The sequence below is a fragment of the Pseudomonas sp. AC172 genome (assembly GCF_979258595.1).
This window is the reverse complement of the sequence record NZ_OZ409868.1, coordinates 4,391,629-4,405,291: the sequence shown is the minus strand read 5'-3', so window position 1 is coordinate 4,405,291 and position 13,663 is coordinate 4,391,629. Positions and strand designations below refer to the sequence as shown.

Sequence of the window (13,663 nt, the reverse complement as noted above, 5' to 3'; positions counted from 1 at the left end):
TACGCTTGAAGTATCACCCAGCGGATAGCGCCCATGACCTTTAGAGCCCTGATTACCCTCGCCGAGGGCATCGATGATCTGCAAAGCGTGACCCTGATCGACGTGCTGCGCCGCGCCGGCATCGAAGTGGTCGCCGCCAGTATTGAAGGACGACGCATGCTGACTTGCGCGCGTGGCACGCGCCTGACCGCCGACGGCATGCTGGTCGATGTGTTGGCGCAAACCTTCGATCTTATCGTCCTGCCCGGCGGTGCCGTCGGTGCACAACACTTGGCGGCGCATCAGCCGCTGCAACAACTGGTCAAGGATCAGGCCAGCGCCGGACGCCTGTTCGCCGCCATCGCCGAAGCCCCGGCCATCGCCCTGCAAACCTTCGGCGTGCTGCGCCAGCGGCGCATGACCTGCCTGCCCGGCGCCAGCCATCAACTCTCGGGCTGTACGTTTGTTGATCAACCGGTGGTGGTCGACGGCAATTGCGTCACCGCGCAAGGTTCCAGCGCTGCGCTGGAGTTTGCCTTGACGCTGGTCGAGCAACTCGGCGGCAAGGCCTTGCGGGCGAAAGTGGCGGGGGAGTTGTAGTGGCTGGAGGTGTCAGGCGTGGACAGCGATCAGTTCGATAACCGGTTGCTCCCGATGCTCCGCTTGCCACAGATCATAGTCGGTTTGTACGCCTAGCCACACGCGCGCCTTGCCAATGCCAGCACGCTCAAGACGTACAGCCAGATCCGGGCTGATTGGCGCATGTCCGTGTAATACACGTGAAAGATGCGGGCGTGCGAAGCCCAAGTGTCGGGCCAATTCGGTCACGCTGATGCCAAGCTCGGGCAAGACATCCATCAGCAGTGTTTCACCGGGGTGTGGCGGGTTGTGCATGGGCATGAGCCTGCCTCCTGTCAGTGGTAGTCCAGATAATCGACCAATTCGATGTCCGAACCGACAAAACGAAAGATCACTCGCCAGTTGCCTGAAACGCTCAGCGACCAGTACTCCGTCAGCTCACCTTTCAATGGATGCAGGCGCCAGCCCGGAAGATCCAAGTCTGCGGGAATCGTAGAGCGATCCATGAACTGCAGCATGCGCGACAGCCGTTTTGCGTGGTCGGCACGAATCCCGCGAGTCGAACCTGTTTCATAGAAGCCGCGAAGGCCTTTGTGCTGAAAGGATTTGATCATGGGCTCGAGTGTAAGGCGATACATTACACTCAGTGCGGTAACTATGTACCGCACATTTTCAGTTGTCTTGTGCTTTGGAGATTGTCAGACCTTCACCTCTTCCACCGGGATATGCATCCGGTCCCGGTTAGCCAGCGTCGGAAACAACTTGATCCATGTCCCCGTCACCACCAGCGTGCCGATCCCGCCCATCACCACCGCTGGCACAGTACCGAACCAATGGGCGGTGACACCGGATTCGAATTCGCCCAACTGGTTCGAGGCGCCGATGAACAGGCCGTTCACCGCGCTGACCCGGCCGCGCATTTCGTCCGGGGTTTCCAGTTGTACGAAGGACGCACGGATGACCATGCTGATCATGTCCGCCGCGCCAAGTACCACCAGCACTGCCAGCGAGAACCAGAACGAGGTCGACAGGCCGAAAGCGATGGTCGCGACGCCAAAAATGCCCACTGCGGTGAACATCACCCGGCCAACATTGCGCTCCACGGCAAACCGCGCGAGAAACAGCGACATCCCCAGTGCGCCGACTGCCGGTGCCGAACGCAGCAACCCGAGGCCCCACGGTCCGGTCAGCAGGATGTCCTTGGCGAATACCGGCAGCAGCGCCGTGGCCCCGCCGAGCAGTACCGCAAACAGATCCAGCGAAATCGCCCCGAGAATGTCCGGGCGACTGCGAATGAAGCGAATCCCGGCCAATAACGAGTCCAGCGTGGCTTTGCCTTTGTTCAACGGCGTTTGCCGCGCAGGCAGGTTGAGCATCAAGGAGCAGGCAATAACGTAGAGCAGCACGGTCGGGCCATAGACCCAGACACTGCCGAACGCGTAGAGCAAACCGCCCAGCGCCGGGGCGACGATGGTCGCCGACTGTTGCGCCGATTGCGCCGCTGCCACCGCGCGGGGGAACAGCGCGCTGGGCACGATGCTCGGCAGCAGTGCCTGCGTGGTCGGCATCTCGAACGAGCGCGCCGCGCCGAGCAGGAAGGCGAGAATGAAGATCATCTCGCGGGTCACGTGATCGGTGGCGCTACCAATGGCCAGTGCCAAGGCGATCAATGCCTGTAGCGACTGACAGATCGCCGCCACTTTGCGTCGGTCATAGCGGTCGGCGACATGCCCGGTGTGCAGCATGAACAGCACGCGCGGAGCGAATTCGACCAGTCCGACCAGTCCCAGATCGAGGACGTTGCCGGTCAATTGGTAGAGGTTCCAGCCAATCGCCACGGTGAGCATCTGGAAACCGCTGGCGGTAAAGATCCGCGCGAACCAGAAAGCGAGAAACGGGCGGTGATGACGTAACAGCAGGGGCTCTTGGCTGGGCATCTGAAGGCAGGTCTGGCTCGAGGGGAATGCCGAGGTTATCACCAGTCTGTAACAGGAAGTTGCTATGACAAAAAATTTAGTTAGGAGGACATCGAATTTTTTGCGGTGCAGATTGATTCAGCTGTTCGGGAAGTTGTGTCGTCCTCGAATCTGTACTGTTTCTCTCGCTTACGACACACCGGGGATTTGTTGCAGAGCATTGCCACGCCGATGAGGCAACTTGTCACGCGGCAAACGACCACGCAGTTCATCGGCAAAAATGGGACTACTCTTTCAACGTTGCTTGATCCAGATCAAGACCTCATACGGAATTGATCCGGTGGCCAGTTGGCCAGACTCCCTGCGTTGCGATGGTTGTTTAAAAAGAACGAATCAGAATTCGCCGCACTCCATATCCGTGGGGGCAGTGGGTGCAGGCCTCCGGGTCCGCAGCCGGTATTACCTGACAGAGGAAGCCATATGTTCGGTTTAGAGGCACTAGATCTCGCCCGAATTCAGTTCGCGTTCACCATCTCGTTCCACATCCTGTTCCCGGCCATCACCATTGGCCTGGCGAGTTACCTCGCGGTACTCGAAGGCCTGTGGCTGAAAACCCGCAACGACACCTACCGTGACCTCTACCATTTCTGGTCGAAGATCTTCGCCGTCAACTTCGGCATGGGCGTGGTCTCGGGGCTGGTCATGGCCTACCAGTTCGGCACCAACTGGAGCCGTTTCTCGGACTTCGCCGGCGCCGTCACCGGTCCGTTGCTGACCTATGAAGTGCTCACGGCATTCTTCCTGGAAGCCGGTTTTCTTGGGGTGATGTTGTTCGGCTGGAACAAGGTCGGGCGCGGGCTGCACTTCTTTTCCACCGTTATGGTGGCAATCGGCACGCTGATTTCGACCTTCTGGATTCTCGCCTCCAACAGCTGGATGCAGACCCCGCAGGGCTTCGAGATCGTCAACGGTCAGGTGATTCCTACCGACTGGCTGGCGATCATCTTCAACCCATCGTTCCCGTATCGGCTGATGCACATGGCGACGGCGGCGTTCGTCGCCACGGCATTCTTCGTCGGCTCCTCGGCAGCCTGGCACTTGCTGCGCGGCAAGGACAATCCGGCGATCCGCACCATGCTGTCGATGGCGATGTGGATGGCGCTGATCGTTGCGCCGATCCAGGCCGTCATCGGCGACTTCCATGGTTTGAATACACTCAAGCACCAACCGGCAAAAATCGCTGCGATCGAAGGTCACTGGGAAAACCACGGTGACGAAGCGACGCCGCTGATCCTGTTCGGCTGGCCGGACATGAAAGAAGAGAAAACCAAGTTCGCCGTGGAGATCCCCTATCTCGGCAGCCTGATCCTCACGCACTCGCTGGACAAACAGGTGCCGGCGCTCAAGGAGTTTCCACCGCAAGACCGGCCGAATTCGACCATCGTGTTCTGGTCGTTCCGGGTCATGGTCGGCCTCGGTTTCCTGATGATCTTCACCGGTCTTTGGAGTCTGTGGCTGCGTAAGCGCGACACGCTCTACACCTCGCGGCCGTTCCTCTATCTGGCGTTGTGGATGGGGCCGTCCGGTCTGATCGCGATTCTGGCCGGTTGGTTTACCACCGAAATCGGCCGTCAGCCGTGGGTGGTTTATGGACTGATGCGCACGGCGGATGCCTCTTCCAACCATAGCTTCGTGCAGATGAGCATCACCCTGATCATGTTTGTGGTGGTGTATTTCGCGCTGTTTGGTGCAGGTCTCGGCTACATGATGCGCCTGGTCCGTAAAGGGCCGAAGATCAGCGAAGGCGCAGAAACGCCGGAGGGTGGTCCAGGCAAAAAACGCACACCAGCTCGTCCGTTGTCCGCTGCCGACGATTCGGCGGATGCCGACCACGGTGACGACGACGTTCGCCTGACCAAGGAGATTTGACTCATGGGTATTGATCTTCCGCTGATCTGGGCCGTGATCATCATCTTCGGCATCATGATGTATGTGGTCATGGACGGCTTCGACCTGGGCATCGGGATTCTCTTCCCGTTTATCCCCGGCAAAGTCGACCGTGACGTAATGATGAACACCGTCGCGCCGGTCTGGGACGGCAATGAAACCTGGCTGGTACTGGGCGGTGCGGCGTTGTTCGGCGCATTCCCGTTGGCCTATTCGGTGGTGTTGTCGGCGCTGTACCTGCCGTTGATCTTCATGCTGATCGGCTTGATCTTCCGCGGTGTGGCCTTCGAGTTTCGCTTCAAAGCCAAAGACGACAAACGTCATTTGTGGGACAAAGCGTTTATCGGTGGCTCGGTGGCGGCGACATTCTTCCAGGGCGTGGCGCTGGGGGCATTTATCGACGGCTTGCCGGTGGTCAATCGGCAGTTTGCCGGCGGATCACTCGACTGGCTGACGCCGTTTACGCTGTTCTGCGGCGCCGCACTGGTGGTGGCGTACGCCTTGCTTGGCTGCACCTGGTTGATCATGAAGACCGAAGGCAAGCTGCAAGAGCAGATGCACAATCTGGCGCGGCCACTGGCGTTCGTGCTGCTGGCAGTGATCGGTATCGTCAGCCTGTGGACGCCACTGGCGCACCCGGAAATTGCTTCACGCTGGTTCAGCATGCCGAACCTGTTCTGGTTCATGCCGGTGCCGATCCTGGTGCTGGTGACGATGTACGGCCTGATCCGCGCCGTGGCGCGCAATGCCAACTACATGCCGTTCCTGCTGACCCTGGTGCTGATCTTCCTGGGTTACAGCGGTCTGGGCATCAGCCTGTGGCCGAATATCGTGCCGCCGTCGATCTCGATCTGGGACGCCGCCGCACCGCCGCAAAGTCAGGGCTTCATGCTGGTGGGCACACTGTTCATCATCCCGTTCATCCTGGGTTACACCTTCTGGAGCTACTACGTGTTCCGCGGCAAGGTTACCCATGAAGACGGTTATCACTAAGCAAAACCCTGTGGGAGCGAGCCTGCTCGCGATGGCGTCGGCGATGGCGCCATCAATCTTGAAGAGGTTTGATGAAAATGACTGGAAAACATTCCCTGCATGACATTGAAGAAGCCGAAAAAAAACCGCTGTGGCAGCGGCTCGGCTGGTTGGCACTGATCTGGGTCGGTAGCGTCGGCGTGCTGTTTATCGCCGCCAGCCTGATGCGCATGTTCATGAATGCGGCAGGCCTGACCACGCACTGAATCATCCCCGTCCCGGCGCCTTCGGGTACGGCTTTGCAACCCTCCTCGCGGAGGGTTTTTTTTTGCCTGAAGGTTATTTGCGGGCTTTGAGAATGACGAACTTCGGCGTGGCGGCCACTTGCTCGACGCCGCGGAACAGCCGCGCCAGTTTGCTGTGATAACCCAGATGGCGGTTGCCGACGATGTACAGCGCGCCACCCACCACCAATGCTTCGCGCGCCTGCTGGAACATGCGCCAGGCCAGGAAGTCGCCAACCACCTGCTGCTGATGGAACGGCGGATTGCACAGCACCACGTCCAGCGATTGTGGTTCCTGTCCGGCCAGACCGTCGCCGGCCCGCACGATCACCTCGCGATTGCCCAGTGCTGCGTGCCAGTTCTCGGCAGCTGATTGCACGGCCATGAACGATTCGTCGACCAGTGTGTAATGCGCATCGGGATTGTGCAGGGCACTCGCGATGGCCAGCACGCCATTGCCACAGCCCAGATCGGCGACTCTCGCACTGCCAAGGTTTTTCGGCAGGTGCGGAAGGAAGGCTCGGGTGCCGATGTCCAGGCCTTCGCGGCAGAACACGTTGGCATGGTTGAGCAATTCGATCGACGGCTCGTCGAGGCGATAACGCGAAGGGTAGGGCGACACAGCCGGGGCCTTTGCTTCTGGCGTGGCGATCAACAGCCGTGCCTTTTTCACCGCCAGCGAGGCTTGTACCGGACCGATGTAGCGTTCAAGCAGATCACCGGCGGCGCGTGGCAGGTGTTTGACCATGGCCGCTGCGATCACTTCGGCACCGGGCGCGAGCTGCCCTTGCAAGCGGATCAGTTGTTCTTCCAGTAGCGCGAGGGTTTTTGGTACGCGGATCAGCACCCGGTCGAACGGTCCGACCAATGGCTCGCTGGCGGGAATCCCGCAAATGGCATCGAAGGCCTGGCCATTGCGCAGCAGGTTTTTTTCCAGACCCTGAAAACCCAGAAACGAGTCGCCGCTGCTGCTGATCTTTACCTTGCCCAGCAGGCTGGCTGCCAGCGCACCGAAGCTGTCGTTGAGCACCAATACCCGCGTGTCGGCCGCCGGTTGCTGTGCCGCCAGATGATTGAGCAGGTATTCGTCGGCCGCATCGAAGGCTTGCAGCGGTTCGTTCTGCTGTTCGGGCTGGCGGATCAGGTCGAGTTGGGCGAAGGGTGTTTCAAGCAAAGGCATCGGGCGGGGACTCAGGGTTATCAACGGGTGTTCCGCAGCCCTGACAGTGTGCGGCGGAACCGACTGAGTGTAATGCAACGCAGAATGTCCGCGTCATCACTCAGGAGGGCCACAAATGGTACGTTTTTTCTTTGTCATTACCCACATGTTTTGCAAAGGAGGCAGTCTGTTCGATTAGATGATGCCGGCTCTGGCGGCTGCTATGACAGCGGAAATCTTGTTGCAGACGTTGAGCTTCTCGATGACGTTCTGCACGTGGTAATTCACGGTGCGCTCGCTCAGGCTGAGGATCTTCGAGATTTCATAGGCCGTTTTGCCGCCAGCAGACAATTGCAGAACCTCAAGTTCTCGTGGCGACAAGCGCGGTTGTCGGGGCTTGAGAGCGAGAGGCGGCAGTGTGCGGGCAAACATTTCACTCAAGTGACTGGCGGCGTAGAACATGTAGCCAAAGTGCTCATACAGTTCCAGGGGACTGATCGTGCAGTGTTCTCGCGCCAGGCTGATAATGCTGCACAGACCACTCGGCTCGTGATGGAACGACTGCGACCAGCCATGTTGCAGTCCAAAGTGCTTTAACCCTTGCCATATTGGCGGAGTCTCGGAAAATACCGATTCGCACCAGACAATCGGCGTCATCGAGTGATTGCAGTGTGCTATCAGCGGATCAATTTTATTGTAATGGTTTTCTTCATATTGTGAGTTCCATTCTTTAGGGTAGTTATTGATTTGCAAGGTGTTAAGAGGCAGGTCCCGATGGAGTGAAACAACCGAAATTGCACAAAAGTTAAATCCGAGATTTTCGGCGAATCGCAGCAGAATCGGATAAGCAGCATCTACTCCCTTGGCAAACGTCAGTTGTTTCAATTGTGATTCCTTCCATGTTTCCATTTCTGAACACTCCATTGCAGTTGCGGGGGGCGCGGAATGGATCCAAAGGATCCGGCACGCAACGAAGTGTAGGACGTTTCCTAAGTCTGGCTTTAAATTATTTCGGTATTGAATATTGATGATCTATTCATAAAGAGTTCTTGGCGCTCAGAAACTTTACATTTTGCCCTTCATATAAAGTTGTTGTTCTAATTCTGACTTTTCCGACAGTCAGGTTTTGACAGTGTCGGGTGCCTGTTGAATACCATTATCAGTCGTCGGTGTTTCGCAGGCTCGATTTGCGCGACACTGGCAGTCACCGATCAATGGAGTGCCCCATGACTGCCAGTGCCGAGAAATATACCCCTCAGACCTTGCTCGATGTGCAAACCTTGACGCCGAGCCTGTTTACCTTGCGCACCACCCGTGACGCGGGGTTTCGTTTCCGCGCCGGGCAGTTCGCCCGGCTCGGGGTGACCAAGGCCGATGGCAGCACCGTGTGGCGCGCTTATTCGATGGTGTCGTCGCCATTTGACGAGTTTCTCGAGTTCTTTTCCATCGTGGTGCCGGGCGGTGAGTTCACCAGTGAGCTGAGCCGGTTACAGGTTGGCGACACTTTGCTGGTGGAGCGCCAGGCATTCGGGTATCTGACCCTTGATCGCTTCGTCGGCGGACGTGATCTCTGGCTGTTGTCCACGGGCACGGGTGTGGCGCCATTCCTGTCGATCTTGCAGGACTTCGAAGTCTGGGAAAAATTCGAGCGCATCATTCTGGTGTACAGCGTGCGCGAAGCGCGGGAGCTGGCCTATCAGGATCTGATTGCCGGGCTCACGCAGCGTGAATACCTCAGCGAACATGCGCACAAACTGCAGTTCATCGCGACGGTGACACGTGAAACACATCCAGATGCGCTGCACGGGCGCATCACCACATTGATCGAAAATGGTGAGCTGGAGCGCACAGCGGGCGTGGAACTGTCGGCGGAGCACTCGCGTGTCATGCTGTGCGGCAATCCGCAAATGATCGATGACACGCGCGCGTTGCTGAAAAAACGCCACATGAGTCTCAGCCTGACCCGCCGGCCCGGTCAGGTGGCGGTGGAAAACTACTGGTAAACAAACGGCGCCTTGAAGGCGCCGTTGGTTCTATCGTGCAAGGTTCAGGGCCGGTTGTTCTGGGCCTTGAGCAAGTCGCGGATCTCGCCCAGCAACTCTTCTTCCTTGGTCGGCACGGGTGGCAGGGTAGGGGCCACGGCTTCTTCGCGTTTGAGGCGGTTGATGGCTTTGACGCCCATGAAGATCGCGAAAGCGACGATCACGAAGTCCAGAATGGTCTGCAGAAACTTGCCGTAGGCCATGACCACCGCAGGCGCAGCGCCATCGGCGGCCTTGAGCGTGATGGCTAAATCACTGAAGTCCACCCCACCGATCAACAGGCCGATTGGCGGCATGATCACGTCTCCCACAAACGACGAAACAATCTTGCCGAAGGCCGCACCGATGATGATACCGACGGCCATGTCGACCACATTGCCTTTGACCGCGAAGGCCTTGAACTCACTTAGCACGCCCATAGTTATTTCCTTGTTACAGATGAGTTTGGTGTACGCAGTGTAAATCAGCAAAACGCGTCCTGCGCGAAACACCTTCTTACAATGCCCGTTTTTATCGACACATCAATCGACGATTAGTTTGCAAAGTGCCATCAATCGCGCGCGAAATATCTCGTAACTCGCTGATCAGGAAGCTAATTTTCTCAATCATGGCGTTACGTTCTTTCTATTTATGTTCGACGCCACAGGCCTCTAGCCTTGGGTTGGCGCATCTGGATGCGCCACAAAATAACCAGAGGATCCTGATATGAACTCCGCACTTGGACTGGGGGCTTTTCCCCGTCGACGCACCCTCGGTGTACTCACCGCCAGCCTGTTGACCTTCTCCGTAAATGCCGCTCCGCTGACTCGCGATAACGGTGCGGCGGTCGGCGACAATCAGAACTCGCAGACCGCCGGGGCCAACGGCCCGGTGCTGCTGCAGGACGTGCAACTGATTCAGAAACTGCAGCGCTTCGATCGCGAGCGCATTCCCGAGCGTGTCGTTCACGCCCGCGGTACCGGCGCCCATGGCACCTTCACGGCGACCAACGATCTCAGCGACCTGAGTAAGGCCAAGGTCTTTGCCAACGGCCAAAGCACACCGGTTTTCGTGCGCTTCTCTGCTGTGGTGCACGGTAATCACTCGCCGGAAACCCTGCGTGATCCAAGAGGATTCGCCACCAAGTTCTACACGGCCGATGGCAATTGGGACCTGGTGGGCAACAACTTCCCGACCTTTTTCATCCGCGATGCGATCAAGTTTCCCGATATGGTGCATGCGTTCAAACCGGATCCCCGGACCAACCTCGATGACGACTCGCGTCGATTCGACTTCTTCTCCCATGTACCGGAGGCTACCCGTACGCTGACGGAGTTGTATTCGAACTCGGGAACTCCCGCCAGTTATCGAGAGATGGATGGCAATGGCGTACATGCTTACAAGTTGATCAATGCCAAGGGCGAAGTTCACTACGTCAAGTTTCACTGGAAAAGCTTGCAGGGAATTAACAACCTCACGCCAAAGCAAGTCACGAAAGTTCAGGGTCAAGACTACAGTCACATGACCAATGATCTGGTGAGTAACATTAATAAAGGTAATTTCCCGAAATGGGACTTGTACATTCAAGTGCTGAAACCACAAGATTTGTCCAAATTTGATTTTGATCCATTAGACGCCACCAAGATATGGCCAGGTATTCCTGAGCGAAAAGTTGGACAAATGGTGTTGAACCGTAACCCGGCGAATGTCTTCCAGGAAACCGAACAAGTGGCCATGGCGCCAGCGAATATTGTTCCGGGTATCGAGCCTTCCGAAGACCGTTTGTTGCAAGGTCGAGTGTTCTCCTATGCCGATACGCAAATGTATCGTTTGGGTGCCAATGCCCTGCAATTGCCAATCAATGCATCGAAAGTTGCCGTGAACAATGGCAATCAGGATGGCGCGATGAACTTCGGCGCCAGCAACAGCGGCGTGAACTATCAGCCGAGCCGCCTGCAACCCCGTGACGAGACACCAGGTGCGCGTTACAGCCAGTCGGCGCTGTCGGGCAGCACCCAGCAGGCGAAAATCCAGCGTGAGCAGAACTTCAAGCAGGCCGGCGATCTGTATCGCTCGTTCAGCAAGAAAGAGCGCCGGGACCTGATCGACAGCTTCGGTGGCTCGCTGGCCAGCACCGATGATGTGAGCAAGCACATCATCCTGTCCTTCCTATATAAGGCCGATCCGGAATACGGCACCGGCGTCACGGAAGTAGCCAAAGGCGACCTGAGCCGGGTCAAGGCGCTGGCGGCCAAACTGGTCGACTGATACCGACGTAGCGTACACGGGGCCTGAGTCAGGCACCGTGTACGCTCAAGGAGACTGCTGATGCGAATCTGTCTTTTAGTGTTGGCTGGTTGCCTGTCGTTCGCGGCGTGGGCGGCACCGGTCGAACAAAGTCCCGAGGCGATCAAGACTCAACTGCGCGACTATTATTTCGACGCGGCCCGGCGCGGTGATGTGCCGATGCTCGATACGTTCATCGAGTCCGGTTATTCCCTCGACACCCGCGACAGCAAGGGCTATACCGCGCTGATTCTGGCCGCCTATCACGGTCAGGCTCCGGCCGTGGAACGCTTGCTTGCTGCCGGCGCCGATGCCTGTGCCCAGGATAAACGCGGCAACACCGCGCTGATGGGGGCGATTTTCAAAGGTGAAGCACAGATCGCCCGGCGCCTGATGGCCACCGATTGCAGCCCCGATCAGCGCAATGGCGCCGGGCAGACGGCGGCGATGTACGCCGGGTTGTTCAAACGTCTGGAACTGCTCGATGCACTGAAGGCCAAGGGCGCTGACCTGAATGCCGAGGATCCGTTGGGCAATAGCGCCGCGCGTCTGGCCAGCGGAGAAATCCGTAGTGCCGCGCCGCGCTGATCGGCAGCGCGTGCGTTATGATCGCGGTTTTTGTCGGGGGTTCTGATGGCCAAGGCCAAGCGCATGTACGGCTGCACCGAGTGCGGCGCAACCTTTCCCAAGTGGGCCGGGCAGTGCGGTGAATGCGGTGCCTGGAACACCCTGACCGAGACCATGATCGAAAGCGGTGGCGCCACGGCGCCGACCGGCCGCACCGGTTGGGCCGGGCAGCAGGCGCAGATCAAGACTTTGGCCGAAGTCAGCATCGAAGAGATTCCGCGCTTCTCCACCGCCTCCGGTGAGCTGGATCGCGTGCTCGGCGGCGGTCTGGTCGACGGTTCGGTGGTGTTGATCGGCGGTGATCCAGGCATCGGCAAATCAACGATTCTGTTACAGACCTTGTGCAACCTTGCCAAAAGCATGCCAGCGCTTTACGTCACTGGCGAAGAATCCCAGCAGCAAGTCGCCATGCGTGCCCGCCGCCTCGGCTTGCCGCAGGATCAACTGCGGGTGATGACCGAAACCTGCATCGAAACCATCATCGCTACTGCCCGTCAGGAAAAGCCCAAGGTGATGGTGATCGACTCGATCCAGACGATCTTCACCGAACAGCTGCAATCGGCCCCCGGCGGCGTTTCCCAGGTCCGCGAGAGTGCGGCGCTGCTGGTGCGTTATGCCAAGCAGAGCGGCACGGCGATTTTCCTCGTCGGCCACGTGACCAAGGAAGGCGCGCTGGCCGGTCCCCGTGTTCTCGAACACATGGTCGACACCGTGCTGTATTTCGAAGGCGAATCCGATGGGCGTTTGCGTTTACTGCGCGCAGTGAAAAACCGTTTTGGTGCGGTCAACGAGTTGGGTGTGTTCGGCATGACCGACAAGGGCCTGAAGGAGGTTTCCAACCCTTCGGCGATTTTCCTCACCCGCGCGCAGGAAGAAGTCCCGGGCAGTGTGGTCATGGCGACGTGGGAAGGCACGCGGCCGATGCTGGTGGAAGTGCAGGCCTTGGTCGATGACAGTCATCTGGCCAACCCGCGCCGGGTGACGCTGGGGCTGGATCAGAACCGTTTGGCGATGTTGTTGGCGGTGTTGCATCGCCATGGCGGGATTCCAACTCACGATCAGGACGTGTTCCTCAACGTGGTTGGCGGGGTGAAGGTGCTGGAGACGGCATCGGATCTGGCATTGATGGCGGCGGTGATGTCGAGCCTGCGCAATCGGCCGTTGCCACATGATCTGTTAGTGTTCGGCGAAGTGGGCTTGTCTGGTGAAGTGCGCCCGGTACCGAGCGGGCAGGAGCGTCTGAAGGAAGCGGCCAAGCATGGCTTCAAGCGGGCGATCGTGCCGAAGGGCAATGCGCCGAAGGAATCGCCTCCGGGCTTGCAGATCATCGCCGTGACCCGCCTCGAACAGGCCCTCGACGCCCTGTTTGAGTGAACTCCTGACCTGTGGGAGCGAGCCTGCTCGCGAAGGGGCTGTGTCAGTCGGCATCATTGCTCAATGACACACCGTCTTCGCGAGCAGGCTCGCTCCCACAGGGGATTTGTATTGATGGCTAGATCTCGATCAGGGCGCCCAACTCGCGCTCCAGTTCGGCCTCGTCAGCCAGGTTCAGCTCGATCAAGCGCCGCAAGCGCTGGATCGATTCCAGGCTTATATGTCGGCAGACAAAGCCCAACTGGTTATTTTCTTCGTGTGCCAGATGCACATCCATCTCGATATCGACGTCATCGCTCAGGTGAATGTCGACAAAAAAATCCTTCTCCGCATCCCCCAACCACGGATCCGGCCGTTCGATCAGCAGCCCTTTGAGCGACAGATCAATCAACTTCACTGGCCAGATGAACTGGCCCTGACTCAGCTCGGTTCTGGCATCGAACGCAATACGTTTGAAGCGACGACGGTTGGCTGGGTGCTCGCTCATGGCGCAATCCTCATGAAGGTTCGCTGACTATA

At 58.3% G+C, this 13,663-nt stretch carries 15 protein-coding genes; 8 read left to right on the top strand and 7 right to left on the bottom strand.

Annotation, left to right across the window (positions count from 1 at the left end; genetic code table 11):
* Positions 1-33: 33 nt before the first annotated feature.
* Positions 34-579 (top strand): DJ-1 family glyoxalase III, encoded by a 546-nt coding sequence (locus ACZ0A4_RS19860; protein WP_463576082.1) that lies wholly within the window; start codon positions 34-36, stop codon positions 577-579.
* Between the two features lie 12 nt (positions 580-591).
* Here ACZ0A4_RS19860 and ACZ0A4_RS19855 read toward each other — a convergent pair whose 3' ends face one another.
* The 3 genes from ACZ0A4_RS19855 to ACZ0A4_RS19845 all read right to left on the bottom strand — a co-directional run bounded on the left by ACZ0A4_RS19855 (position 592) and on the right by ACZ0A4_RS19845 (position 2,495).
* Positions 592-879, bottom strand: coding sequence for a HigA family addiction module antitoxin (locus tag ACZ0A4_RS19855; protein WP_095048728.1), 288 nt, complete (start codon positions 877-879; stop codon positions 592-594).
* Positions 880-893: 14 nt separating this feature from the next.
* A complete protein-coding gene (locus ACZ0A4_RS19850; protein ID WP_463576081.1) occupies positions 894-1,172 on the bottom strand; it encodes a type II toxin-antitoxin system RelE/ParE family toxin in 279 nt (92 codons plus the stop codon).
* An 84-nt stretch (positions 1,173-1,256) separates the two neighbouring features.
* Positions 1,257-2,495, bottom strand: coding sequence for an MFS transporter (locus ACZ0A4_RS19845; RefSeq protein WP_463555771.1), 1,239 nt, complete (start codon positions 2,493-2,495; stop codon positions 1,257-1,259).
* A 459-nt stretch (positions 2,496-2,954) separates the two neighbouring features.
* On the opposite strand from ACZ0A4_RS19845, the gene ACZ0A4_RS19840 reads away from it, so the two are divergent.
* The 3 genes from ACZ0A4_RS19840 (at position 2,955) to ACZ0A4_RS19830 (ending at position 5,659) form a co-directional block, all read left to right on the top strand.
* A complete protein-coding gene (locus ACZ0A4_RS19840; protein WP_463576080.1) occupies positions 2,955-4,403 on the top strand; it encodes a cytochrome ubiquinol oxidase subunit I in 1,449 nt (482 codons plus the stop codon).
* 3 nt (positions 4,404-4,406) lie between these two features.
* Positions 4,407-5,414 carry a cytochrome d ubiquinol oxidase subunit II gene (cydB, locus tag ACZ0A4_RS19835; protein ID WP_064118758.1) on the top strand — a complete coding sequence of 336 codons (1,008 nt, stop codon included), beginning with the start codon at positions 4,407-4,409 and terminating at the stop codon, positions 5,412-5,414.
* Positions 5,415-5,491: 77 nt separating this feature from the next.
* The gene (locus tag ACZ0A4_RS19830) at positions 5,492-5,659 is read left to right on the top strand and encodes a DUF2474 domain-containing protein (protein ID WP_016773090.1); all 168 of its coding nucleotides are present in this window, start codon (positions 5,492-5,494) and stop codon (positions 5,657-5,659) included.
* A gap of 73 nt (positions 5,660-5,732) precedes the next feature.
* On the opposite strand, the gene ACZ0A4_RS19825 is transcribed toward ACZ0A4_RS19830, so the two are convergent.
* Together ACZ0A4_RS19825 and ACZ0A4_RS19820 are read right to left on the bottom strand one after the other, a co-directional pair.
* A complete protein-coding gene (locus ACZ0A4_RS19825; protein WP_463576079.1) occupies positions 5,733-6,857 on the bottom strand; it encodes a methyltransferase in 1,125 nt (374 codons plus the stop codon).
* 174 nt (positions 6,858-7,031) lie between these two features.
* Positions 7,032-7,745 (bottom strand): autoinducer binding domain-containing protein, encoded by a 714-nt coding sequence (locus tag ACZ0A4_RS19820; protein WP_463576078.1) that lies wholly within the window; start codon positions 7,743-7,745, stop codon positions 7,032-7,034.
* A gap of 317 nt (positions 7,746-8,062) precedes the next feature.
* On the opposite strand from ACZ0A4_RS19820, the gene ACZ0A4_RS19815 reads away from it, so the two are divergent.
* Positions 8,063-8,839, top strand: coding sequence for a ferredoxin--NADP reductase (locus ACZ0A4_RS19815; RefSeq protein WP_463576076.1), 777 nt, complete (start codon positions 8,063-8,065; stop codon positions 8,837-8,839).
* Between the two features lie 44 nt (positions 8,840-8,883).
* On the opposite strand, the gene mscL is transcribed toward ACZ0A4_RS19815, so the two are convergent.
* Entirely contained in the window at positions 8,884-9,297 is a 414-nt protein-coding gene (gene mscL, locus ACZ0A4_RS19810; protein WP_064118754.1) for a large-conductance mechanosensitive channel protein MscL, read from the bottom strand.
* Between the two features lie 286 nt (positions 9,298-9,583).
* Between mscL and katB the strand changes: the two genes are divergently transcribed.
* From katB to radA, 3 genes are read left to right on the top strand one after another with little or no spacing between them, the layout of a single operon-like run.
* On the top strand, positions 9,584-11,125 hold the full coding sequence (gene katB, locus ACZ0A4_RS19805) for a catalase KatB (protein ID WP_463576074.1): 1,542 nt from the start codon (positions 9,584-9,586) through the stop codon (positions 11,123-11,125).
* Positions 11,126-11,185: 60 nt separating this feature from the next.
* On the top strand, positions 11,186-11,731 hold the full coding sequence (locus tag ACZ0A4_RS19800; protein WP_463576073.1) for an ankyrin repeat domain-containing protein: 546 nt from the start codon (positions 11,186-11,188) through the stop codon (positions 11,729-11,731).
* 45 nt (positions 11,732-11,776) lie between these two features.
* Positions 11,777-13,144 carry a DNA repair protein RadA gene (gene radA / locus ACZ0A4_RS19795; protein WP_007909773.1) on the top strand — a complete coding sequence of 456 codons (1,368 nt, stop codon included), beginning with the start codon at positions 11,777-11,779 and terminating at the stop codon, positions 13,142-13,144.
* 118 nt (positions 13,145-13,262) lie between these two features.
* Here radA and ACZ0A4_RS19790 read toward each other — a convergent pair whose 3' ends face one another.
* Positions 13,263-13,631: a PilZ domain-containing protein gene (locus ACZ0A4_RS19790; RefSeq protein ID WP_463576072.1), complete on the bottom strand. Its 369-nt coding sequence runs from the start codon at positions 13,629-13,631 to the stop codon at positions 13,263-13,265.
* Positions 13,632-13,663 lie beyond the last annotated feature (32 nt).

Bases quoted from the DNA above. Each gene is read 5' to 3' on its own strand.
- ACZ0A4_RS19815 (WP_463576076.1), top strand. From the start codon at position 8,063: ATGACTGCCAGTGCCGAGAAATATACCCCTCAGACCTTGCTCGATGTG.
- ACZ0A4_RS19850 (WP_463576081.1), bottom strand. From the start codon at position 1,172: ATGATCAAATCCTTTCAGCACAAAGGCCTTCGCGGCTTCTATGAAACA.
- ACZ0A4_RS19830 (WP_016773090.1), top strand. From the start codon at position 5,492: ATGACTGGAAAACATTCCCTGCATGACATTGAAGAAGCCGAAAAAAAA.
- radA (WP_007909773.1), top strand. From the start codon at position 11,777: ATGGCCAAGGCCAAGCGCATGTACGGCTGCACCGAGTGCGGCGCAACC.
- mscL (WP_064118754.1), bottom strand. From the start codon at position 9,297: ATGGGCGTGCTAAGTGAGTTCAAGGCCTTCGCGGTCAAAGGCAATGTG.
- ACZ0A4_RS19840 (WP_463576080.1), top strand. From the start codon at position 2,955: ATGTTCGGTTTAGAGGCACTAGATCTCGCCCGAATTCAGTTCGCGTTC.
- ACZ0A4_RS19825 (WP_463576079.1), bottom strand. From the start codon at position 6,857: ATGCCTTTGCTTGAAACACCCTTCGCCCAACTCGACCTGATCCGCCAG.
- ACZ0A4_RS19790 (WP_463576072.1), bottom strand. From the start codon at position 13,631: ATGAGCGAGCACCCAGCCAACCGTCGTCGCTTCAAACGTATTGCGTTC.
- katB (WP_463576074.1), top strand. From the start codon at position 9,584: ATGAACTCCGCACTTGGACTGGGGGCTTTTCCCCGTCGACGCACCCTC.
- ACZ0A4_RS19860 (WP_463576082.1), top strand. From the start codon at position 34: ATGACCTTTAGAGCCCTGATTACCCTCGCCGAGGGCATCGATGATCTG.
- ACZ0A4_RS19820 (WP_463576078.1), bottom strand. From the start codon at position 7,745: ATGGAAACATGGAAGGAATCACAATTGAAACAACTGACGTTTGCCAAG.
- ACZ0A4_RS19855 (WP_095048728.1), bottom strand. From the start codon at position 879: ATGCCCATGCACAACCCGCCACACCCCGGTGAAACACTGCTGATGGAT.
- cydB (WP_064118758.1), top strand. From the start codon at position 4,407: ATGGGTATTGATCTTCCGCTGATCTGGGCCGTGATCATCATCTTCGGC.
- ACZ0A4_RS19845 (WP_463555771.1), bottom strand. From the start codon at position 2,495: ATGCCCAGCCAAGAGCCCCTGCTGTTACGTCATCACCGCCCGTTTCTC.
- ACZ0A4_RS19800 (WP_463576073.1), top strand. From the start codon at position 11,186: ATGCGAATCTGTCTTTTAGTGTTGGCTGGTTGCCTGTCGTTCGCGGCG.